We start from the raw sequence: 14,687 nt of genomic DNA, 5'->3' as shown, positions 1-14,687 counted from the left end.
TGCGTTCTGTTTCGGATTCCAGCCACTCAACTGGCGTGTGCCGAGCCCTCAAACCCCATCTGTAAGCCATCTTAGGCCGCCGGAGGGGGAAACAAAAGACTTCCCTTTTTTCAAAATGATCTTATGAATACTAAAGATCATTAATGTACGGGAGGACACGAGATGGCATATTCGGAAGCGGCGGTGCAGCCCCCGAGGACGGATGGGAAATCACATCTGCTAGAAGCTTCAATTTTGCCGGTCTGGCTCAATCAGCGGACCATCGGCGGACTAGGCTACGTGTGGATCTGGATTGGTATGGCGGTCATTATCGCGACCTTCCAGCTCGGCGCGGGCGGGGTTGCCGGATTGCCTCTGACGACGGTGATCGGAACCATTTTCCTTGCCAATCTTGTGCTTGGTCTGGTGATGGCGCTGACGGCAGACATCGGCACCGAGCATGGCATCAGCTTTGCGGTTTATCTGCGGGCGCCGTTCGGCACCGTCGGCACCCACCTGCCTTCGGTCACCCGCGGCATCGTGGCGGCGGCCTGGTTCGGTATCCAGACCTATCTCGGGGCGCTCGCGCTGAACGGCATCGTGTCCTACTTGGGCGGCTTCGACAGCTGGGTCTTCTGGTATGTCGCCTTCGGCCTGATCCAGATTATCAACACCGCGATGGGCATCCGGGCCGTGCAGCTGCTCGCCAGCATTGCGGCGCCTGCGATCATCGCGATCTCGATCTGGATGTATTACACCCTCGAAAACGTCGCCTCGGCGAGCGGTCATAACATCTGGACCTTTGCCGGTGATGCGGAAATGAGCATCGTTGCGCTCTTCGTGGCCAATATGGCGTTCTGGTCGGCGCTGGCGGTGGATATCCCCAATATCACCCGCTTTCTGAAGACGAACGGCGGCGAGAAAAGCTTCTTCCGTCGCAACCGCAACATCTTTGCGGCGCAGTTCATCGCCCTGCCGGTGGCGCAGAGCTGGATCGCGCTGATCGGGGCGGTTTCCTTTATCGCGACCGGAGACTGGAACCCGATCAACGTCATTCAGGCGCAGGGCACCGGGGTGACGCTGGTCGTGCTGCTCGCGATGGTCATCCTCGCGCAGTGGTCCACCAACACCAGTGCAAACCTGATCCCTGCCGCGCTGACCTTTGTGAACGCTGGCGCGCCGCGCATCACCTATGCGATGGGCATCGTGATTGCGGGTATCGTCGGCACGCTCACCATGCCCTGGCTGATCCTGAATCACCTGTTCACCTACCTCGGCATGTATGGCGCGATGCTGTCTGCTGTCGGTGGCATCATGGTCTGCGACTATTTCCTGATCCGGGGTCGCCGCCTGAACGTGCCGGACCTCTACCGCGAAGACGGCCAGTTCCGTTACTTTGGCGGCTGGAACCCGGCGGGTCTGATCGCCTGGGCCGTTGGTGGCGGGCTGGCGCTGTATTTCATCCAATACGCTTATGTCGTCGGCTTCCCGGCTGCGGTGGCGGTGTATTTCATCCTGATGAAAGCCTGGGTGCTGCCGCGTCATCAGCAGGCCGAGGTCAACGACCCGGACGATGCGAAATACCTCGCGACTTCGGTGGATCTGAACTGGGTCTACACGGCGGAAAACGGCATGCAGCGGGTCAGAACCGCAGACATCCCGTCGGATGCGATCGCTCGCGAAGACCTCTAAGCCGATCAATCCGGGCGGGGGCATATCGCACCCGCCCGTGGAGACCATCATGATATTTTTTGAAGAGCATCACTCAGCCAGGACAACGACAGTTCCGGTGACGGAACGAACGGCCGCCGCGCTGCACGCGCTGGAAGGCTGGCAAGAGACGGGCGCCTGCACCGCGATCACCCCAAAACGCGCGATGACGCAGGCCGCACAGGCCGAAGACCGCGCGTCCCGTGGTCAGGCGTTAGGGCCTCTGGACGGGATGACCGTCCTGTGGAAGGACATCATCGACCAGACGGGCGAGATCACCACCCGCGGTTCGGCGCTGCGCAAATCCGCGCAGCCCGCGGCGCAGGACGCGGCCTGTGTCTCTCTGATCGAGGCCGCTGGCGGCGTATCGCTGGGCCGGACCGGCCTCTCGGAATTTGCCTTCTCGGGCCTTGGCATCAACCCACATTTCGGCACTCCGCCCTCTGCCTTGTCAGAGACGGTGCCGCTGCTGCCGGGTGGCTCTTCCTCGGGCTCGGCGGTACTGGTCGCGGCGGGGCTGGCCGATCTCGGGATCGGCACCGATACCTCGGGCTCCGTCCGGCTGCCTGCGGCGCTGAATGGCATCTTTGGCTTCAAGCCCAGTGCGAGCCGCTATGATCGGACCGGCGTGCACGAGCTGTCCCGGACGCTTGATACCGTTGGCACATTCGCACGGTCCTTTGACGTGCTGCGCGCAGCGGATCGCATTCTGAACACGACGCCAGCAACCAGCCCCGACACGGCAAAGACCGAGATCCTCGATCTGTCAGAGAGCCTCGGGCCGGTCTGGGACCCGGAGGTCACTGCGGCCTATCAGGCGGCGCTGAGCCGTATGACAGCCGCCGGATGGACCGTGCGCGCCGCACATCTGGCGGCGGTGGATGAGTTGCGTGCGCTGACCGCCGCTGCGGGACCACTGGTCGCGATCGAGGCCCGACAGAAATATACGGACCTGCTGGCCAGCGACGAGGCCAGCAAGATCGACCCGGTGATCCGCACGCGGCTGCAGCAGGCACCGGTCCTGAGCGACGCGGACTATGCCGGTTACCTGCAGAAACGGGAGCAGTTGATTGCGGCGGCCCGCGCCGAGATCGGCGACAGGCTGCTCGCCTTCCCCACGGTGCCCTCGTTGCGCCATCCGCTGCCGGTCTATCTGAACGACCAGAAGGCGGCGCAGGAACTGAACGCCAGACTGCTCGCCGCCACGATGATCGGGAGCCTGCTGGACTGGCCCGGCCTCGCGGTGCCGCTGCGCGATGCAGCGGGCCGTGTCGAAGGCTCGATCCTGCTTTCCGCCGTCTCGGGCAATGATGAGGGGCTGCTGGTTCAGGCCGAGCAGCTCCTCCCCGCACTTACCCCTCCACTCTTCAACATCTAAGGGAGAATGAAATGACAAAGAAAATTTTTGTCGCTTATGGCGTGGATGTCGATGCCGTTGCCGGCTGGCTCGGGTCCTATGGCGGCGAGGACTCGCCCGATGATATCTCGCGCGGGATGTTCGCGGGCGAAGTCGGCTCGCCGCGCCTGCTGAAACTGTTCGAGAAATACGGCATCAAGACCACCTGGTTCATCCCCGGCCACTCGATGGAAACCTTCCCCGAGGAAATGGCAGCGGTCGCCAAGGCAGGTCACGAGATCGGTATTCACGGCTATTCGCACGAAAACCCCATTGCGATGACCCGCGAGCAGGAGATGGCGATCCTCGACAAGTCGATCGAGCTGGCAACCGCGCTGAGCGGCAAGCGTCCGACCGGCTATGTCGCGCCCTGGTGGGAATTCTCCAATGTCACCAACGAGCTGCTGCTGGAGCGCTGCATCAAATACGACCACTCGCTGATGCACAACGATTTCCACCCCTACCGGGTGCGGGTCGGCGACAGTTGGACCAAGATCGACTACAGCCAGCATCCCGACACCTGGATGAAGCCGCTGGAGCGGGGCGAGGAAACCGACCTGATCGAGATCCCCGCGAACTGGTATCTCGACGATCTGCCGCCGATGATGTTCATCAAGAAAGCGCCGAACAGCCACGGTTTCGTCAACCCGCGCGATATCGAGCAGATGTGGAAGGACCAGTTCGATTACGTCTACCGTGAAAACGACTATGCGGTTTTCACCATGACCATCCACCCCGATGTCTCGGGCCGTCCGCAGGTTCTGATGATGCACGAGCGGCTGATTGAATACATCAACAGCCACGAAGGCGTGCAATGGGCGACCTTCGACGAGATCGCAGACGACTTTAACGCACGCGCACCGCGCAAAGCGTGATCCAGACGGTGGGAGGGGCCTCTCCTCCCACCAATAAATCACCAAGCCCGGAGGATATCGGCATGTGCGGATTATGCGGAATTTTTGGCACGGATGACCACTGGAGCGCCGCCGGGTTTGAAACCAGGGCCTCGGCAGATCCGGTGCTGCGGCGGCGGGACCGGACGGCGCGGATCGCAGTGGTCAATCGCATGCTCGCCCGCAGGCGTATCCAGCTCTCGGATTGGCAGGGGCAGAGCTATATCCTGCGCAATCTGACCGGGCGGCAGGCCATTGTCAGCAATGTCACCGAGGTCTGGGCCGCGCTTGAAGCGGAGTTCGGCGGCGGTTTTGACCCGCTGGAACCGGCGAACTTCCCTGAAACCCTCCCCGAGCCAGGAGCGCAATCATGATGCGTCGTACAGCGGTTCCCATCACCCTGCTGACCGGCTTTCTGGGCGCAGGCAAAACGACCTGGCTGGCGCGCGCGCTGCAAGATGAGGCCGCAGGCCGCGTCGCCGTTCTGGTGAATGAGTTCGGAGCGGTCGGCATCGACCACCTGCTGGTGGGCACCATTGCGCCGGATACCGTGCTGCTCGACTCCGGCTGTATCTGCTGCCAGATCCGGGGCGAGCTGAAGGACGCCATCCTGAACCTGATGAGCCAGGCGCAGAACGGCGAGGTGCCGCAATTCGACCGGATTGTCATCGAAACCACCGGCCTGGCGGACCCGTCGCAAATCCTGTCGACGCTGACCTTCGATCCGGTGTTGCACAATCAGGTCATCCTGCAGGACGTGGTGACCGTGGCCGATGCGCTGAATGGCGCCGCGCTGCACGCGAAACAGCCCGAGTGGGTGGCGCAGGTGGCGGCGGCCAGCACGATCCTGCTGTCAAAGGCCGACCTCGTGCCCGAGGATCGGCTTGTGGACCTTCAGTTGCGGCTGGGGCTGATCAACCCGACGGCACAGCTCCTCGATGCCCGGCAGTGCCCGACCTTTGCGGATATCGCCAGCGATGGCACCAGCGCCCCCGTCCGGGCGCAGACGCGCGCCCCCTCCCATAGCGACGGCACCGGCGCGCAGACCCTGAGCCTCAGCTTCGACGATCCGCTCGACTGGACTGGGTTTGTCGTCTGGCTCTCTGCGCTTATCCACCGCCACGGCACCAATCTGCTGCGGGTAAAATGCCTGCTCAAAACGCCCGAGGGGATCATCCTGATTGATGGGGTCGGCCACACGTTGCACCACCCGCGTCACCTTGACAGTGAGATGCCTTCCGATCAAAGCTCACACCTCGTATTTATCGGCCGTAACCTGGACATGACGTTGTTGCGTGCCTCGTTTGAAGCCTTTTTGAACGTGAAAACATCCTGACAGACATAAAGCAAAATGCCGGAACCACTGACATCGCCGCCTTTGCATACCAACCCACCCGTGCTGCGCGTGTTGGGAACCGGAGTGACGCTGATCGACACCGTCCTCGCCTCGGCAGAGGCTGATCTGGGTATCCGGCTTGAGTTCACCGCCTTGGACGGGATCGAAGCACAACGTCGTGGTGTGTTGGCGCCAGACAGTTTCGACATCTACGACCAGTGGTTTCATGACCTTGATCTGGTCTGGCCTGCGCGATCGCTACGGCCGATCGAGGTTGATCGGATCGACTGCTGGGACGAGATCTGGTCCTGGCCGGTGCTCCAGAGCGAGCCCGACGGGACGGCGCCGCGCGGCACGCCGCGAGACCGGTTATTCGTGCAGGAAAGCGGCGAATTGGGCCCGGCAGCCTCTGGCCAGATTTCCATGCTGCCAACGGTGTATAACGCCGACAGTTTTGCTATCGTGGGCGACAGCACCGCACCCGAGCCCAGGAGCTGGGGCGATCTTTTGTCCGAGCAATGGCATGGCAGGGTCGCCATTCAGGCGGATGCGGCAATTGGCGTGCCCGATCTGCTGCTGGCCTTGCAGGCGCGAGGCGAGTTTCAATGCGACACTCCCGGAAATCTGACCCTCGGCGAAATCGGAAGTTTCATCCGCCTCGTCAAACAATATCAACTGTCGGGTCATTTCGCCGGGTTCTGGACCGATAGGACGCCTGGCGCAGATGGGACCGCCAAACTTTCGACCATGTGGTGGTCGAATTACCTCGCGCAAAAGGCCAAGGGTATCCCCATCCGGATGTGCGCACCGCGCGAAGGCTATCGCGGCTGGTGCGGCGGCATGGCCTTGTCCCGGCATCTCGATCAGCGCACCGAGGACCTTGCCTACGCTTATCTGAACTGGTGGCTGTCCGGCCCCGCAGGCGCGATTATGGCGCGCAATGGTGCCTATATGGCTGCCCCCAGCGCGACGCGCGCGCATCTATCATCGGTTGAGTGGGATTTCTGGTATGGTGGCAAACCTGCCGCTTGCGAAATCCGTGACGCGTTTGGGAATGTCGTCTATCACCCCGGAGAACGCCGCGAGGGCGGTAGTTATGAAACGCGGCAAAGTCAGATCGTGATCTGGAATTCCGTAATGGAAGAGCACAACTTCCTGGTCCGGCTTTGGGATCTGATCACTGCGGACGCGCTGATATAGCGAAACAAACCAATAACGAAGCGGATGGCCGTGGGTGCCGGTGTCGTAAAGACAGCCAGCTTCCGGTATTGCGCTAGGAAGTTGGGCCCGCAGTGCAGCACACCTACGGCAGAACCATTTTGCATCCTGATTTCTTGAGTGGGGGCTGGGATTGTCACATGATCGGTGCAGGTCTGCAGAAGTGGACAAATGGCTGACCGATCTCGGGCTGGGCAAGTATCATGAGCCATTTGCTGAAAATGATGTTGACGCAAGTGTATTCCCCTTGCTGACATGTGGCGACCTCACGGTGCTTGGGGTGCAGCAGGTGGCTGACGGTGAGAGGGGTCACATCAAAATCGACCGATCATCCGTCCAAATGTCCGGGAAACAAGCCAATGGACGTTTCCGAATATGGAAACAGCAATGGGGTAGGATTCCTGCCCGGTGAAAAATTAGTAAGGGCTTTTCCTTCGAAATGGCTGAACAGCATTTCTCAGGATTGGCGTAGGGCAGTGCGATGCGCACTGAAATACCAGATACTTGGTCGACGTTATTGTTGAGTGGAGCTGACCGCGCAAATCATTTAGGTCATTGTGGAGCGGGGAGGGGGTATTCCACCCAATAAAACAGGGCGCCCGCTGAGGTCTGTTCCACTGTTCGTGCCCTCACAACTCTCCGGTCCAAGGTGGGTTTGCGCCGACGCGCGACACTGTGACGGCGGCGACCCGGGCCCCAAACTTCAGGGCGTCTTTCAGCGTCTCGGGTTTCAGGGAACGCAGGCTGTCCTTACGCAGCACGCCCAGTTCGGCGAGCCGGGCCAGCAGGCCGGCGTTGAACGTGTCCCCGGCTCCGACCGTGTCGACGATTTTGACAGGCAATGCGGGCGAATACACCTCTACTCCGCCCGCCAGAAACCCCGTCGCCCCCTTACTGCCCTGGGTCATGACCACCACAGAAGGACCCTTGGCTTGCACGACCGCAACCTTTTCCGGCAGCGGCATCGGCCCCGGAACAATCCAGTTCAGGTCTTCATCCGACACTTTCACGATGTCCGCCAGCGCCATCATCTTGTCCAGGCGGGCGCGGAAACGGTTGATATCTTCGATAAAGCCCGGCCGGATGTTCGGATCCAGCATCACCGCGCGGGATGCGCCTTCGCGCGCCAGAAGATCCTCATAGGCGGTGGCGCAGGGTTCGCAGGCCAGGCTGATGCCGCCGAAATAGAGCGCCGTGAGATCCTCCGGCAGCTGCGGCATATCAGCAGGCAGCAGCATCCGACCAGCCGAGTTTTCATCGAAGAAGCTGTAGGACGCGTGGCCATCCGTCAGTTTGACAAAGGCCAAGGTCGTCGGGCGATCCGAGGTGATGACATGGGTGGTATCCACGTGACTGGCCTTCAGGTCCTCGACAAGCTGCTGACCGAACATGTCACGGGACAGGCCGGTCAACATACCGGTCTGCACGCCAAGCCGCCCAAGCGCGATGGCGGTGTTGAACACGGCGCCACCGGAATGGGGCACAAACCCGTCGCGCCCGCCATCGGTCGCGGTCGGGATCATGTCGATCAGGGCCTCACCACAGCATAGGATCATGACATTCGCTCCGCGCAGTGCTGCGCCGCTGCCGCACCAGCGCGCGGGATTTTGCATTGAAACCGGGTCAAAGCGCGGCCAACCCGGCGTTGGTATCGAGTAGGAACTGCGTGAAGATCGGACCGCCGGCAGCGCCAATGCTGCGGGCGTTTTCGCCAACAACTCCCGCCTCGATCTTCGGCGAGATCAAACCGCGCTTGTCTTGGTTGGCCAGATAGCGGCGCACGCGCTCGACCAGTTCCTCACGCACAGCGACCGGGAAGGCGCCATCGATGATGATGGCTTCAAAATCGATGACGGAGCATATCGACAAGGACGCCTTTGCCAACTCCTGTGCCGTTGTACCGATCCAGGCCTCCACATAGCGTTCCAGACCGCTCCAGTCCTGCGGTTTGCGCCAGAGGATTTCGGGACCGATCCCGGCCTCTACCAGGCGCGCCTCAAGCAGGTGCAGCGACGCGGTGTCGATCAGTTGCAGGCTTTCGCCCAGGGGGCCGGTGGTGCGCATCGATCCCAGCGCCCCGGCATTGCCCCGATTGCCTTCGAAAACGGTGCCATTCATCGCCACCCCGCCGCCAATAAAGGAGCCAATGAAGAAATAGGCGTAGTCGCGGAACTCCTTGCCGCGCCCGAACATATGCTCGGCCTGACAGGCCGCCGTGGCATCGTTCACGACAAAAACCGGCAGGTCGCTGAACCTGGCCACTTCTGTGGCAAAATCGACATCTTGCCACGATTGGAATTCTTCCGCCGCGGCTCCGGTCAGATCATGCCACTTCCACAGCTCAAAAGGCCGTCCGATGCCGATGCCGCAGACCCGACCCTGCTGCTTTGCGGTCAGGCCGGACAGAAGGGTTTCAAGCCCGTCTTTCAGGAATTCGAAGATCGCGTCCGGCATGGGATAATCATAGGTCGTACGCAGCTGCTGGCGCACGTTGCCGGCAAAATCCAGCAGCAGCAGATCCGCGCTCTTGCGGCCCAGGTTCATGCCCACGGCCAGGGCCCCTTCGGAGCCGAGTTCGATGGGAATCGAAGGCTTGCCGACCTTGCCCTTGACCGGCTCCCCCCGCTGGACGAAGCCGTCGTCCTCCAGCCTGCGCAGGATGGTGGAGACCGTAGGGCGGGACAGGCCGGTCCGGCGGGCGATCTCGGCGGCGGACACGGCGCGGTGGCGAAACAGAATGGACAGAATGAGGCGTTCGTTGTGATCGCGGACACCCCGCTGATTCACCCCGGCACTTCGTTCTTTGATACTGACATGGTCCATTCGGACGAACATAGTTTGCCGCCTTTCTTCAGGAAAGATACTCTGTGGCGATTAGTTAGTAAAGTTAACAAACAAATTGACACCCTATGAGGAATCAGGCTTTTTAGGGCTCACGACCTGCCCAGATCGCTCTAGGCGGGTCCGGTTGGAGAGGAGCCAGCCGGATTGAGAACAATAATTTCGGGAGGACCACGTGAAAAAACTCATGACCATTTCCGCGCTCACCCTGGCCTCGGTGGCTGGCGCGGCGCATGCAGAGATCAACGCCTGTCTGATCACCAAGACCGACACCAACCCCTTCTTCGTGAAGATGAAGGAAGGCGCGACCGCCGCAGCCGAAGCAAACGGCATCAATCTGTCCACCTATGCGGGCAAGATTGACGGCGACGTGGAAAGCCAGGTCGCAGCGGTTGAGACCTGCATTGCATCGGGGGCCAAAGGCATCCTGATCACCCCGACGGACAGCCGCGCCCTGACGCCCGTCATCACCCAGGCCCGTGACGCTGGTGCCCTGGTGATCGCACTGGACACGCCGTTCGAACCTGCCAATGTGGCCGATGCGACCTTTGCTACCGACAACTTCAAGGCCGGGGTGCTGATTGGCCAGTGGGCCGCGGCAAAGCTGGGTGACGAGGCTGCAAACGCCAAGATCGCCCTTCTGGACCTGAACGCCTCGGAAATCTCGGTGGACTACCTGCGCGACGGCGGGTTCCTGCAGGGCTTTGGCATCGACATCAAGGACCCCACCGATATCGGCGATGAAGATGACCCGCGTATCGTTGGCCACGACGTGACCAACGGCAACGAAGAAGGTGGCCGCACGGCGATGGAGAACCTTCTACAGATCGACCCGGGCATCAACGTGGTCTACACGATCAACGAACCTGCCGCTGCCGGCGCCTATGAGGCGCTCAGATCGGTGGGCCGTGAAGACGACGTGCTGGTCGTTTCCGTTGATGGCGGCTGCCCCGGCGTGCAGAATGTCGGCGAGGGCGTGATCGGCGCAACCTCCATGCAGTTCCCGCTGCGGATGGCCTCGCTCGGTATCGACGCGATCAAGGCCTGGGCCGAGAACGGCACCAAACCGGCGAACACCGAAGGGCTGGATTTCTTCAACACCGGCGTTGAACTGATCACAGATGCGCCGGTCGACGGTATCCCGTCGCTCAGCTCGGCCGACGGCCTGAAGAAGTGCTGGGGCTAAATCCAGCAAACACCACAGGACCGGGGCAGCAAATGCCCCGGCCAAATGCCATCAATCTAAACCTTTGACCGTATCAGAGGCCGTAGCATAGGCTTCAGGCCGGGGAGGTCGTCATGTCAGAGACATCCGGAATGGGCTCAAAAGGCCAACACTACGAACAGGTTCTGGAGGGAAGTGATACACGCGTCGCCCAGTTCGAAGTTCGCAACACAACGCTGCTGAGCCGGGTGCAGCATATCCTGCACAACAACCCAACCTTCGTGCCCGTCATTGTGCTGGTCATCAGCCTCCTGGCCTTCGGGCTGATCGCCGGAGGGCGGTTCTTTTCCGCCTTCAACCTCAGCCTGATCCTGCAGCAGGTGTCGATCATCGGTATGCTCGCAGCAGCGCAGTCACTGATCATCCTGACCGCAGGCATCGATCTGTCGGTTGCGGCGATCATGGTGCTGATGTCGGTCATCATGGGCAATCTGGCGGTCAACTTGGGCGTGCCCAGCCCCTTTGCGATCCTGTTGGGGTTCGCTGGGGGCATGGCGGCGGGAGCCATGAACGGGCTGCTGATCACCAAGGTCAAACTGCCCCCCTTCATCACCACGCTCGGCACCTGGTCGATCTTCTTTGCGCTCAATCTCTGGCTCTCCGGGGCTCAGTCGATCCGCAGCCAGGACATCGACGATCAAGCGCCTTTCCTGAAGTTCTTCGGCAATGCCTTCAATATTGGCGGCGCCCGCATCACCTTTGGCGTGATCCTGATGGTCGTGATCTTTGTTGCGCTCTGGTACATGCTGAACAAGACCGCCTGGGGGCGCCACGTCTATGCCATAGGCGACGATATGGAGGCGGCGGAAATGTCCGGCATCCGCACCGAGCGCACGCTGGTCTCGGTCTACATGCTCGCCGGTCTGGTCTGCGCCATTGCGGGCTGGGCTTCGATCGGACGGGTCGGCTCGATCTCGCCGCAATCCTTTTACGAAGGCAACCTGCAGTCCATCACCGCCGTGGTAATCGGTGGCATCTCGCTGTTTGGCGGGCGCGGATCGATCCTTGGGGCGCTTTTCGGGGCGCTGATCGTCGGCGTTTTCCAGTCGGGGCTGCGCATGGCCGGGGTCGATGTGCTCTGGCAGGTCTTCGCCATCGGCTGGCTTATCATCATCGCGGTCGCCATCGACCAATGGATCAGGAGGGTTTCGGCATGACACCAGTCGTTCAGGCCAAAGGTATCGTGAAACGCTACGGGCACGTCACCGCCATCAACCATTCGGATTTCGAACTGCGCCCCGGGGAAATCTTGGCCGTGATCGGCGACAATGGTGCGGGCAAATCCTCGATCGTCAAGGCGATCTGCGGCGCCACCATCCCGGATGAGGGGGAAATCCTGATCGAAGGCAAACCGGTCAGTTTCTCCTCCCCCATCGAGGCCCGCGACTTGGGCATCGAAATCGTCTATCAAACCCTCGCCCTGTCCCCCGCCCTGTCGATTGCCGACAACATGTTCACCGGACGCGAAATCCGCAAACCCGGATTTCTGGGCAAATACCTACGGATGCTGGACAAACCGGCGATGGAGAAATTCGCGCGGGAAAAACTGACCGAACTTGGCCTGATGACGGTGCAGTCGATCAAGCAGCCGGTCGAAACGCTGTCAGGTGGTCAGAGGCAGGGTGTCGCCGTCGCCCGCGCTGCCGCCTTTGCCACCAAGTTCATCATCATGGATGAGCCGACGGCGGCCTTGGGGGTCAAGGAAAGCCGCAAGGTGCTGGAACTCATTCAGGACGTGAAGGCGCGCGGGATCCCGATCATCCTGATCAGCCACAACATGCCGCACGTGTTCGAAGTCGCCGACCGGATCCATATCCACCGGCTGGGCAAACGGCTCTGCACCATCGATCCCAAGGACTATACCATGTCCGATGCCGTGGCCTTCATGACCGGCGCCAAGGAGCCACCCGCCCAGGACGCGGCATGAACGAGCCAGAAGCCATAGCCGAAAGGCTGCTGGATCCCATTCTGACAGCGCCGCGCTCCGGACAACGCAAACTTGTCGCTCTGGCCGGACCGCCAGCCTCTGGCAAATCCACGCTGGCGGCAGTCCTTGCGAACAAGCTGAACGACGCCGGGTGCCAGACCCAGGTCGTGCCAATGGATGGCTTCCATCTCGACAACGCCATTCTAACCCAGCGCGGTCTTCTGGACAGAAAGGGCGCGCCGGAGACCTTCGACCTAGGTGGTCTGCTTCGGCTGGTGAAAGCCCTGCCGGATGCGCCAGACATCGTTTACCCAACCTTCGACCGCTCTCGCGACATCGCAATCGCCGGTTCGGGGGGGCTATCGGTCGAGTGTGACACCATCATCGTCGAAGGTAACTACCTTCTCTATGACGCTCCAGGCTGGCGCATGCTGAATGAAATTTGGGACTTTTCGATCATGCTTGCGGTCGCGCCGGACGTTCTGCGGCAACGACTTGTCAGTAGGTGGGTCTCCCATGGGTTGCGGAAGGTGGATGCGGTAGCTCGTGCCGAAGCCAATGATCTTAAGAACGCCGAACTGGTTGCTCAGACCAGTTCGGCCGCCGACATAATCATTGAAGGCAAAGCGGTCTTTAGGTGAAGAAACGAAACGAGGGGATGAGGCAGAAGGCACATCGCAGGCTTCTCTCCCTTCGTCCCTCTGGATGTATTCGCCCCAGTTTCCCTTTCGAAAGATTGGGTGTGCTTAACCCTATTGTTTATAATGTTTTATTTGTGGTGGTCCTGCAGTTTCATTGACGCAGTCTCGAGTCGATTTGAGAAAATTTACTCGAATAATTGCGTAATTTGTCTGTGAGGTTGAGATTTTTCAGAGGTTGTTGAATTGGGTAAATGCTTCACTTCACTTTTTCGGGTTCAATCGAGTAAGGGCGTAGAGATGAATATTAACCTGGTTGCGGTGGTGTTAACAATTTATTAACGTTTTGCAGCTTCAACCCAGGATTGTATAAAGTCAAATTCTGGAGATACTAATGACTTCACCCAATACCGTAAGCGCACCATCTGATGGCGGCACAGCGTTTGGAGACGAAGGTGACAATCTGATCCAAGGATCACTGTTTGACGATACCCTTAACGGCGCCGGAGGAAACGATACGCTGACGGGCGGCGCGGGCAATGACACATTCCAGGCGGATCTTCTCTGGAACGGTATGGACTACGACGGGTTTGGCGCCGAAGTCATTACGGATTTCTCTGACGGCGATGTGCTGGAGCTGAACAGCTTTGGTCCGGGTCCGGTCACGATCTCGCTGGAGCATGTGGGCAATGACACGATCCTGACGCTTGGGGCGGGCACCTCCTATGAGAGCACGGTGACGCTGCAGAACTATCACCTGGACAACTCGGCCCTGCCGCAGAATGGGACATTCGAGGGGAACTTCTCTCTGTACGGGGAGGCCTATGCTGTTGCGATTGATGACTATATTGCAGGCAGCGATGGTGTTTCGAACACGCTCGACGGTCTGGCCGGCAATGACACGCTGGTTGCGGGCGATTCTGGGGATTTCCTGTTCGGCGGATCGGGCGATGACAGTCTGGTTGGCGGAAGCGGCGCGGATCTGCTCTCCGGAGACGAGGGCAACGACGTGATCACCGGCGGATCCGGCGACGATCATTTCCAGTTCGATCTCTACAGCAACGGGGTTGATACATTCGACTTCGGTTCGGATGTCGTGACCGACTTTGAGATCGGTGATACGCTTGAAATCAAGGGATGGGGCCTTGGCGACCTGTCTGTCAGCGTCACACAGAGCGGAGCAGATACACTGATTACCGCAGAAGCGGGTACCAGCCACGAAAGCAGCGTCTTGCTGGAAGATGTGCTGGTGTCGCCCGGAGAGTGGGACCTGAGCGGGGATACCTTCACCCTCTGGGGATAAGCGAGCAACATATCTTTCTCTTGGGCGGGCGTCGTTTGGCGCCCGCCTGTTTTTTATGGTCGCATTGAGGGGAAACGGGCCTATTGCGGTTTTCACCCACATTCCCCAAGTAGATCGCTGATTTCGCTGTCTTGACCGTTGTATTTCACATATAAATCATAGTGTTGGCGGCTGATAGGGGCGTGTTTCATGGGTCACCCAGAGGGTGTAGGCTTGCAGCA

General features: G+C 60.3%; 13 protein-coding genes. 11 read left to right on the top strand and 2 right to left on the bottom strand.

Going from position 1 to position 14,687, the window contains the following annotated elements:
• Positions 1 to 162 precede the first annotated feature (162 nt).
• The 6 genes from AAFO90_RS19550 to AAFO90_RS19525 all read left to right on the top strand — a co-directional run bounded on the left by AAFO90_RS19550 (position 163) and on the right by AAFO90_RS19525 (position 6,514).
• Complete coding sequence (locus tag AAFO90_RS19550) at positions 163 to 1,671, top strand: NCS1 family transporter (protein WP_347510448.1); 1,509 nt, start codon at positions 163 to 165, stop codon at positions 1,669 to 1,671.
• A 49-nt stretch (positions 1,672 to 1,720) separates the two neighbouring features.
• The gene (locus AAFO90_RS19545) at positions 1,721 to 3,067 is read left to right on the top strand and encodes an amidase family protein (protein ID WP_347510447.1); all 1,347 of its coding nucleotides are present in this window, start codon (positions 1,721 to 1,723) and stop codon (positions 3,065 to 3,067) included.
• An 11-nt stretch (positions 3,068 to 3,078) separates the two neighbouring features.
• On the top strand, positions 3,079 to 3,960 hold the full coding sequence (locus AAFO90_RS19540) for a polysaccharide deacetylase (RefSeq protein WP_347510446.1): 882 nt from the start codon (positions 3,079 to 3,081) through the stop codon (positions 3,958 to 3,960).
• Positions 3,961 to 4,022: 62 nt separating this feature from the next.
• Positions 4,023 to 4,352, top strand: a complete 330-nt coding sequence (locus AAFO90_RS19535) for a hypothetical protein (protein WP_347510445.1) — start codon at positions 4,023 to 4,025, stop codon at positions 4,350 to 4,352.
• Positions 4,349 to 5,314: a GTP-binding protein gene (locus AAFO90_RS19530; protein ID WP_347510444.1), complete on the top strand. Its 966-nt coding sequence runs from the start codon at positions 4,349 to 4,351 to the stop codon at positions 5,312 to 5,314. The genes AAFO90_RS19535 and AAFO90_RS19530 overlap by 4 nt, the downstream gene beginning before the upstream one ends.
• Positions 5,315 to 5,329: 15 nt before the next feature.
• Positions 5,330 to 6,514, top strand: coding sequence for an extracellular solute-binding protein (locus tag AAFO90_RS19525; protein ID WP_347510443.1), 1,185 nt, complete (start codon positions 5,330 to 5,332; stop codon positions 6,512 to 6,514).
• Between the two features lie 647 nt (positions 6,515 to 7,161).
• On the opposite strand, the gene AAFO90_RS19520 is transcribed toward AAFO90_RS19525, so the two are convergent.
• Together AAFO90_RS19520 and AAFO90_RS19515 are read right to left on the bottom strand one after the other, a co-directional pair.
• Complete coding sequence (locus AAFO90_RS19520; RefSeq protein WP_347510442.1) at positions 7,162 to 8,088, bottom strand: carbohydrate kinase; 927 nt, start codon at positions 8,086 to 8,088, stop codon at positions 7,162 to 7,164.
• Positions 8,089 to 8,155: 67 nt separating this feature from the next.
• Positions 8,156 to 9,367 (bottom strand): ROK family transcriptional regulator, encoded by a 1,212-nt coding sequence (locus AAFO90_RS19515; RefSeq protein WP_347510441.1) that lies wholly within the window; start codon positions 9,365 to 9,367, stop codon positions 8,156 to 8,158.
• 181 nt (positions 9,368 to 9,548) lie between these two features.
• Between AAFO90_RS19515 and AAFO90_RS19510 the strand changes: the two genes are divergently transcribed.
• From AAFO90_RS19510 to AAFO90_RS19490, 5 genes are all read left to right on the top strand, one after another.
• Positions 9,549 to 10,559, top strand: coding sequence for a sugar ABC transporter substrate-binding protein (locus AAFO90_RS19510; RefSeq protein WP_347510440.1), 1,011 nt, complete (start codon positions 9,549 to 9,551; stop codon positions 10,557 to 10,559).
• Between the two features lie 113 nt (positions 10,560 to 10,672).
• Positions 10,673 to 11,755 (top strand): ABC transporter permease, encoded by a 1,083-nt coding sequence (locus AAFO90_RS19505; protein ID WP_274867663.1) that lies wholly within the window; start codon positions 10,673 to 10,675, stop codon positions 11,753 to 11,755.
• Positions 11,752 to 12,525, top strand: coding sequence for an ATP-binding cassette domain-containing protein (locus AAFO90_RS19500; RefSeq protein ID WP_347510439.1), 774 nt, complete (start codon positions 11,752 to 11,754; stop codon positions 12,523 to 12,525). Before AAFO90_RS19505 ends, AAFO90_RS19500 begins: the two co-directional genes overlap by 4 nt.
• Positions 12,522 to 13,166, top strand: a complete 645-nt coding sequence (locus AAFO90_RS19495) for an AAA family ATPase (RefSeq protein WP_347510438.1) — start codon at positions 12,522 to 12,524, stop codon at positions 13,164 to 13,166. The genes AAFO90_RS19500 and AAFO90_RS19495 overlap by 4 nt, the downstream gene beginning before the upstream one ends.
• 391 nt (positions 13,167 to 13,557) lie before the next feature.
• Positions 13,558 to 14,466, top strand: coding sequence for a hypothetical protein (locus AAFO90_RS19490; RefSeq protein ID WP_347510437.1), 909 nt, complete (start codon positions 13,558 to 13,560; stop codon positions 14,464 to 14,466).
• Positions 14,467 to 14,687: the final 221 nt, after the last annotated feature.

Source organism: Phaeobacter sp. CAU 1743, assembly GCF_039839315.1.
In the GTDB taxonomy this organism is placed as follows: Bacteria; Pseudomonadota; Alphaproteobacteria; order Rhodobacterales; family Rhodobacteraceae; genus Phycobacter; species Phycobacter gallaeciensis_A.
The sequence above is the reverse complement of the archived record's forward strand: the minus strand, read 5'-3'. Positions and strand labels throughout refer to the sequence as shown.

What these genes read in the sequence shown, in the direction of transcription:
- AAFO90_RS19515 (WP_347510441.1), bottom strand. Translation starts at nt 9,367, where the DNA reads ATGTTCGTCCGAATGGACCATGTCAGTATCAAAGAACGAAGTGCCGGG.
- AAFO90_RS19520 (WP_347510442.1), bottom strand. Translation starts at nt 8,088, where the DNA reads ATGATCCTATGCTGTGGTGAGGCCCTGATCGACATGATCCCGACCGCG.
- AAFO90_RS19540 (WP_347510446.1), top strand. Translation starts at nt 3,079, where the DNA reads ATGACAAAGAAAATTTTTGTCGCTTATGGCGTGGATGTCGATGCCGTT.
- AAFO90_RS19550 (WP_347510448.1), top strand. Translation starts at nt 163, where the DNA reads ATGGCATATTCGGAAGCGGCGGTGCAGCCCCCGAGGACGGATGGGAAA.
- AAFO90_RS19505 (WP_274867663.1), top strand. Translation starts at nt 10,673, where the DNA reads ATGTCAGAGACATCCGGAATGGGCTCAAAAGGCCAACACTACGAACAG.
- AAFO90_RS19530 (WP_347510444.1), top strand. Translation starts at nt 4,349, where the DNA reads ATGATGCGTCGTACAGCGGTTCCCATCACCCTGCTGACCGGCTTTCTG.
- AAFO90_RS19545 (WP_347510447.1), top strand. Translation starts at nt 1,721, where the DNA reads ATGATATTTTTTGAAGAGCATCACTCAGCCAGGACAACGACAGTTCCG.
- AAFO90_RS19525 (WP_347510443.1), top strand. Translation starts at nt 5,330, where the DNA reads ATGCCGGAACCACTGACATCGCCGCCTTTGCATACCAACCCACCCGTG.
- AAFO90_RS19495 (WP_347510438.1), top strand. Translation starts at nt 12,522, where the DNA reads ATGAACGAGCCAGAAGCCATAGCCGAAAGGCTGCTGGATCCCATTCTG.
- AAFO90_RS19535 (WP_347510445.1), top strand. Translation starts at nt 4,023, where the DNA reads ATGTGCGGATTATGCGGAATTTTTGGCACGGATGACCACTGGAGCGCC.
- AAFO90_RS19500 (WP_347510439.1), top strand. Translation starts at nt 11,752, where the DNA reads ATGACACCAGTCGTTCAGGCCAAAGGTATCGTGAAACGCTACGGGCAC.
- AAFO90_RS19490 (WP_347510437.1), top strand. Translation starts at nt 13,558, where the DNA reads ATGACTTCACCCAATACCGTAAGCGCACCATCTGATGGCGGCACAGCG.